Annotated in this window: 5 protein-coding genes; 2 read left to right on the top strand and 3 right to left on the bottom strand. The window is 48.0% G+C overall.

Going from position 1 to position 6,703, the window contains the following annotated elements; all coding sequences use genetic code 11:
• Nucleotides 1-98: 98 nt before the first annotated feature.
• The gene (locus tag PY990_RS05110) at nt 99-1,358 is read right to left on the bottom strand and encodes a serine hydrolase domain-containing protein (RefSeq protein ID WP_275270695.1); all 1,260 of its coding nucleotides are present in this window, start codon (nt 1,356-1,358) and stop codon (nt 99-101) included.
• A gap of 96 nt (nt 1,359-1,454) precedes the next feature.
• A complete protein-coding gene (locus tag PY990_RS05105) occupies nt 1,455-2,381 on the bottom strand; it encodes an alpha/beta hydrolase (protein WP_275270694.1) in 927 nt (308 codons plus the stop codon).
• 84 nt (nt 2,382-2,465) lie between these two features.
• Here PY990_RS05105 and PY990_RS05100 point away from each other — a divergent pair, with 84 nt between their 5' ends.
• Nucleotides 2,466-3,527 (top strand): SDR family oxidoreductase, encoded by a 1,062-nt coding sequence (locus PY990_RS05100; protein WP_275270693.1) that lies wholly within the window; start codon nt 2,466-2,468, stop codon nt 3,525-3,527.
• Here the strand turns inward: PY990_RS05100 and PY990_RS05095 are convergent.
• Complete coding sequence (locus PY990_RS05095; protein WP_275270692.1) at nt 3,514-4,404, bottom strand: methylated-DNA--[protein]-cysteine S-methyltransferase; 891 nt, start codon at nt 4,402-4,404, stop codon at nt 3,514-3,516. The genes PY990_RS05100 and PY990_RS05095 overlap by 14 nt on opposite strands.
• A gap of 281 nt (nt 4,405-4,685) precedes the next feature.
• On the opposite strand from PY990_RS05095, the gene PY990_RS05090 reads away from it, so the two are divergent.
• Entirely contained in the window at nt 4,686-6,668 is a 1,983-nt protein-coding gene (locus PY990_RS05090; RefSeq protein ID WP_275270691.1) for a DUF1302 domain-containing protein, read from the top strand.
• Nucleotides 6,669-6,703 lie beyond the last annotated feature (35 nt).

The raw sequence follows: 6,703 nt of genomic DNA, 5'->3' as shown, positions 1-6,703 counted from the left end.
ATTACATATAGGTGTTTAGGTTACAAAAAACCAGCTCATTTTTTGGGCTGGTTTTTTTCCATCACGCTGCAGCGCAAATAAAAACAGAGTCTCGGAGTCTATTTGAGAACACTGCAATTGCTGCTAACCGATACCAATACTTTCCCAAGGGCTGGGAGGGAGCGTGGATCAAGTGATTTTCCCGTATTCAGAAATGCCACGGAAATATCTCTTGATGGGTCTGCCCAAGTAACAATATTAATTAAACCGAGGTGCCCAAATGCTTTTCGAGCTTTTATGCCAAACAAAGAGAAAATATTTTCACCAAGCATAAACCCGGTTGAAAACCGAATAGGGATCATGAGTGTTTGATCGATGGTTAACGGGCCAGCCGGCCGGGTAGCCCGTTTCACTGTGCTTGCTTCGAACATTTGATTGCCGTTGTAAACACCACCATCTAGCATCATCTGATAAAAGCGGCTCACCTCGTCTGCTGTTCCGTAAATATTCCCGGCGGGAATGCTGGCGTCCATAAAACCAGAGCTGTTGGAAATCGTAGCTATTTTCTCAAATTCAATGTTTAGAGCTCGTTTAGCCAGCACGTTAATTGGAAACACTGGTGTTGCACCTGTGCTGTAGTTGAACGCAGCCAGTTCTTGATGCTTTTTCTGAAGACCATAGGTGAGGTATTTCGCACCCAGAGGTTTTGCAATGAATTCTTGCAAAGCGGATTCCAAGGATTTACCGGTGATTCTCTTTACCAGTTCGCCCAGAATGTAACCTCCAACAATAGCGTGATAAGCCTGTTGGGTGCCGTCGCCTCGGTTCGTATACCCGGAGTTAATCAAGTCAATAACGCTGTCCCATTTGAAAAGCAATGAGGGGTGTGGGTTGCTTATTGGTATTTGAGGGACGCCTGCACGATGTGACAGAACTTGTGCAATGGTGATATTTTCTTTCCCATTACACGCAAATTCTGGAATGTATTTCCCTATCGTGTCATTGAGTTCAAGTTTCCCCTGCTCACATAGCTTGTGAACCAGCATTGCGGTAATGGCCTTGGATGCTGAGAACAGACAAATCGGTGTGTCTGGTGTCATTAACATTTGCTCGACATCCTGGTCGGGATGATTTGGGGGCGGGTTCCCCCTCGCATGTCCTATTGAACGCTTGAGTACAATTTCGCCTTGACGGCGCACAACCATGGTCATTCCAGGTTGTAAACCAGTTCTATAAAAGCTTTCGACGCTGTTCCAGATGGCCTCGATATTGTCGCGGGTCATGCTGACGTCATAGGGGCTGGTTTCTGCTTTGGAGTCGATTTGGGTAACTGATCCGATGTGTCGTGGAATCGACACGGTATTTGTTTTTTTAAACATAAATTTGGCTTGTCTCGTTGTTGTAAGTATTTGTGTAACTTACAAGTATCATTCCAAGCCAAAGTCCAGGTCAATTGAGTTTTTAGGGCGAACTCTCTAGCCCTGTTCAGCATTTGCAGCGCTCAGATTACTTTTTTGATGCAGTTCTCGCATGAATTGATCAATTGGTTTGGTGGTGCTGCCTTTGAAAAACAGAAGTGGAGACAGGGTGCCAATCAGGGTGATGTGGTCTGTCCCTTCAATACTTTCCACTTTGGATTGATTGCCTGCTGACTGTAGCGCTTGGTGTAGTGCTTTCGTGTTTCGCTCGATACTGACCAAGGTGTCACTTTGGGGTGCCAAGAGCAGCGCGGGAACATGACTACTCTCCGCATAGTCAATCGGCTGCGATTTAGGTGGGTAGTTGGGGTGATTAAACACAGGCTGTACATCCGTGTCTTTGATTGGGTAAATATTGTAGGCGCCAGCCAACCCGATTAATCCCCGAACACTGGTTCGGTGCTCAAGGCCGGCAGCATTGAGCCAGCGAGGATCAAGTGCCAGCATGGCGGCGTTGTAGGCCCCGGCACTGTGACCCATCAAAACATATTGTTGCGCGGGTTTTAGATTCTTGTACTCGGGCTTCTGAAGTTCTTTTTTCAGATGGGCAATACTTTGTGCGCCATCTTCCAAAAAATCAGGATATTGCACTTCAGGGTACAAGCGGTAGTTGGGTACGGCCGTGATGTAGCCCATGGATGCGAGGCGCCTGCCAACAAACTCGTACTCAGATTTGTCGCCCCGATTCCAACTGCCTCCATAGAAGAAGACGACAACTGGTGTGTTGTTGAAGTCTTTATTGGCATTGTTAGGCAGGTACAGGTCGTATTTCAGCTTCGGATGCGCACCAAACTCAATGTTTTCTTTCACTTCTGCGTTGTAAATTTTTGATACTGAGTTAACCACTTGAAGCGCTGAGCAGCCGCCCAAGAGAATCAGCGGGATGACTTTAAGTGTACGTAGTAGATTCAGTGTTGATTTCATGGGGTGCTACAGTAGTGTGCACAGACAGTGCTGATCGTGGGTGATGCTTTATATTAAACAGAATTTGAACGCAGGATAATGACAATGGTGACAATTGACAAGAACAAGCCGGTGTGTGTTACGGGGGCTTCGGGGTATATCGCCAGCTGGATTGTGAAGGATTTGCTCGACAAGGGGTTTATGGTGCACGCGACTGTGCGTGATTCGAACAAAGCCAGTTCGGTTGCGCATCTCTGGAAACTGGCGGAAGGCTCCAAAGGCAACTTGAAGTTGTTTGATGCCGATTTGATTCAGCCTGGAAGTTTCAAGGGTGCTATTGAGGGATGCGAGTTGGTGATTCATACGGCCTCCCCTTTTGTGATTAAGGGGTTTACTGATCCCTATGAAGCACTGATTCGTCCAGCGGTAGAGGGCACTGAGAATGTCTTGAAATCTTGCAATGAGGTGGAGACAGTTCGTAGGGTGGTGTTGACCAGTTCGGTTGCTTCTATTTATGGGGATGCAGTCGAAATTTTGAAGGCGCCTGGTGAAATTTTCACGGAGCAACTTTGGAACAATACCAGCAGTGAAGATCACCAACCTTATTCTTACTCAAAAGTGATGGCCGAGCGCAAGGCCTGGGATATTTGCAAAAGCCAGTCTCGCTGGGACTTGGTAACAATCAATCCAAGTTTGGTGATGGGGCCTTCATTGACCACCCAAACCCAATCAACCAGCATTGACGTAATGCGCGACTTGGGCAGTGGGCGGCAGCGCACGGGTGTACCGATGCTGGAGTTCGGTATTGTTGACGTTCGCGAGGTGGCGACAGCGCATGTATTGGCTGGTTTTGATTCCAATGCGGAGGGGCGCTACATTCTGAGTGCACACACTGCCAGTTTGTTGCAGATGGCAGCGATTTTGCGTACGCGTTTCTCGAGGTATCCCCTGCCTACCAAGCAGTTGCCCAAGTTTTTGGTGAAACTTGTTGCGCCAATTGCTGCGGGAGTGAGTCGTGAATTTATTCAGAAGAATGTGGGCTATCACTTGCGTTTCGACAACAGCCGGTCGGTTAATTTGTTGGGTGTGAAATACAGGCCATTGGTAGAGACTTTGTGCGATCACTTTGCTCAAATGATCGATGATGGTTTGCTCAAACGGCGTTAATTGTTGCTGAGGTGAGGCCCTGCTCCCACAGATGCAGGGCTTTTTTACGTTCGCTTTGCCAACGGTACTGTCCAAGTTCACCGGTGGCTTGTATGACCCGATGACAGGGGATTAGAAAAGCGACCGGGTTCTTGGCGATCGCACTTCCCACAGCACGGCTTGCAGATGGTTTGCCGATTGATGTGGCAATTTGCTGATAGCTTGCAAGTTGTCCGATTGGCAAGTGGATCAATGCCTGCCAGACCAGGAGTTGGAATGGTGTGCCGCGAAGGTGCAAATTTAGATCACCGGTTTGAAGGCTTGCAGGGTGAAAAATTTGTTCAACGAGTGCTTCTGTTTTTGAACTTGACTCGACTAAATTTGCTTTGGGATAGAGCCCTGTAATTTCCCCCTTCCACCGGAGATAAGTCAATTCAGCAGTTTCAAACTCTAGGCTGTTGATACCTTTGGCCGTGAGGCAAACGAATACTTCACCGAAAGGGCTGGGCGCATGCCCAACGGTGAGGGTTTGATTCATGCCTTCATTTTTGATTTCACCCGGGGTGAGTGCCTCAAATTTCAGCATCAGGTGGTGAAGTTTGCTGCTGCTGGAGAGACCGAGTGCCAAGCTTGTGTGGAGCATACTTTTTCCCGAGGAAATAAGTTTGCGAGCATGGTCTTTTTGCAGACAGTGAAAAAACTGTTTGGGACTAATTCCGGCCCATTCCGTGAAGGTGCGCTGTAAGTGATGTGGTGATGTGTGCAATTGTTTGGCTAGCATCGCGAGTTTGGGTTCGATTTGAGTGTGTTCCGTTGCGAAACTGCCGGCGTGTTGCTCTAAGACCTGAATTGCTTTCGCAATGAGTTTGTATTGCTTGTGGGTTTCAAATTGTGTCACGGCTATGTTCTGAATGGTTATTCACTTTGTCAGTGTGGTTCCTACAGCTTGTTAGGGCAATCTGTTTCTTGCGCAAATTTGGACTTAAGCGCAAAGTAGGAATCGAAATTTACTCACAAGTTACATGGATTTCTGCAGGCGCTTTTCTATTTCTTGTGGGTATTGTTCGATTTGTGAATCTAAATGGAGTGTGTCTTAGTATGAGGGGTAACTATTACACACCTTAGATTAGTTATCGCACCATCTATTCAAGAGGCCAGCAAGGCCCTGAGGAGACATACATGGCCGGTTTTCTGCCCAAGAATTCGACATTGAAGTTTGCTGTTATGTCCGCGCTAATTTCCATGCACGGACTGTCCGCCGCCGCGGGTTCGTTCGAAGGCCCGGCTGGTATTGAAGGTCGTTGGGCGATGGAGGTGACCGTAGGTGCCTCCATGCGGACTAAAGACGCAGATGAGTCTTTGGTCTTCATTGGTAATGGTGGCAAGGCATCGAGCGGGACTGTTGACGACGGTAACCTTAATTACAATAAGGGCGACGTGTTCAGCTCCGCAGCCAAAGCAGTGGGTGAATTGGAGTTGAAGAAGGACAATTTCGGTATATTCCTGCGAGCGAAGGCCTATTCGGATTTTCATAACCGCAGCAATAAAGTGCCTCACGGATCTTCCAACAACGGATTTCGGCCCAATGAGCCTTTAAATGACAATGGATTTGACAAAGGCTCTAAGTTTGAAGACGCTCAGTTTCTAGATGCCTATTTGGTAGGTGATTTCGTGCCCCTGGGTAAACCGTTGACGGCAAAAATTGGTAACCAAGTGGTGACCTGGGGTGAGGCTCTATTTGTATTGGGTGGGGTAAACCAATATTCGAACTTTGATTCTGCCGCTCTTCGTCGGCCTGGCGCGCAGTTGAAAGAAGTGTTTCTGCCAATTCCTCAGATTTCTGCCAATTTGCAAGCCACTGAAGCGTTGTCGCTCGAGACATTTGTTCAGCTCAACCATGAGAAGGTTGTGGTTGATGGGTGTGGTACTTTATTTTCTCAGGCAGATTTGTTGAATTGTAATTTCCAAGGCGCGCCAATTAATCCTGGTATTTTGAGCACGCCACTTGGCGACATCGATTTCACTGGCTATAACGATCGACAGAGTTTTGAGGGTGGCGGCACCGTTACAGTTGGTGGCGCACCGTTTGATACCTCTACTACTTCTGGTGTGAGTGGGTTGACCGGGCTGTTGGGTGGGTTAACCGGGCTGCCCGCAGATCTTGGTAATCTTAATTTTCGTATGGCTCAGCTGGCTGATCGACGCCCTAAAGACAGCGGCCAAGTGGGTTTAGCTGCCAGATACTACGCAGGTGAAATCGGCACCGAATTTGGAGCCTACGTTGTGAATTATCACCAACGTATCCCAAACTTGTCATTAAAGAAAACACCATCAAATTTTGAAGGCTCAATTTTTAATGGGCTTGAAGCGGGTGGACAGAGTGTGGTGAATCCACTTTCTTATTTCTTTGACTATGGTGCTGAGAACATTCAAGTGGCGGGTTTATCTGCTGCTACGGAATTCTTTGGCTACTCCGTATTTGGTGAGGTTAGCTACACCAAGGATTTCCCGGCTGCGTACAATACAGCGGACTTGCTGAAGGGCGGCGCCACTGGTGATGGTCCTTTGGCCCGTTATGGGGACAATGCGCAGTTCCCTGTTGGTTCAATTTTAGCGGGTTCGAAGCCTTTGGATAAAATTCAGGCGCAGGTGTCAACCATCAAGTTATTTCCTCGACGTTTCGGCGCCAGTCAAGTTGCGGTTGTTGCTGAGGTGGGTGCCCAAATGTGGCGAGGAATTGGTGATCCCTTTACCAGCGAGCGATTTGGTCGTTCACCTGCTTTTGGTGCGGGAGCTCACGCGACCTACAACGGAGGTGATTGCAACGCAGGTATCAATCCGAATCCGCAGAACTGTGTAGTGGATGGGTATGCGACAGAAACTGCATTCGGGTACCGAGTGCTGTCAGTTGCAACTTACCCCGATGCATTGTTCGGTGTGACTTTGGCACCCCGAATTTTCTTCTCGCATGACTTCAAGGGTTATTCCGCGGACGGTGTTTTTCTTGAAGACCGCATGAATTTGGGCTTGGGTGTACGCGCTGAAATTCAGTCGGCCAAGTACTTTGCTGAAATGAACTACAGCATGTTCAATGACAAGGCTTATTTTGATCCATTCAAAGACCGTGACTTCCTGTCTTTGGTAGTGGGCGCCAACCTGTAAAAGGTGGAGTGAAGAGGGTGAGCTATTCAAGGTTT

It is taken from the genome of Limnobacter olei, assembly GCF_029087225.1.
GTDB classification, from domain to species: domain Bacteria; phylum Pseudomonadota; class Gammaproteobacteria; order Burkholderiales; family Burkholderiaceae_B; genus Limnobacter; species Limnobacter olei.
This window is presented reverse-complemented; position numbering and strand designations above follow the sequence as displayed.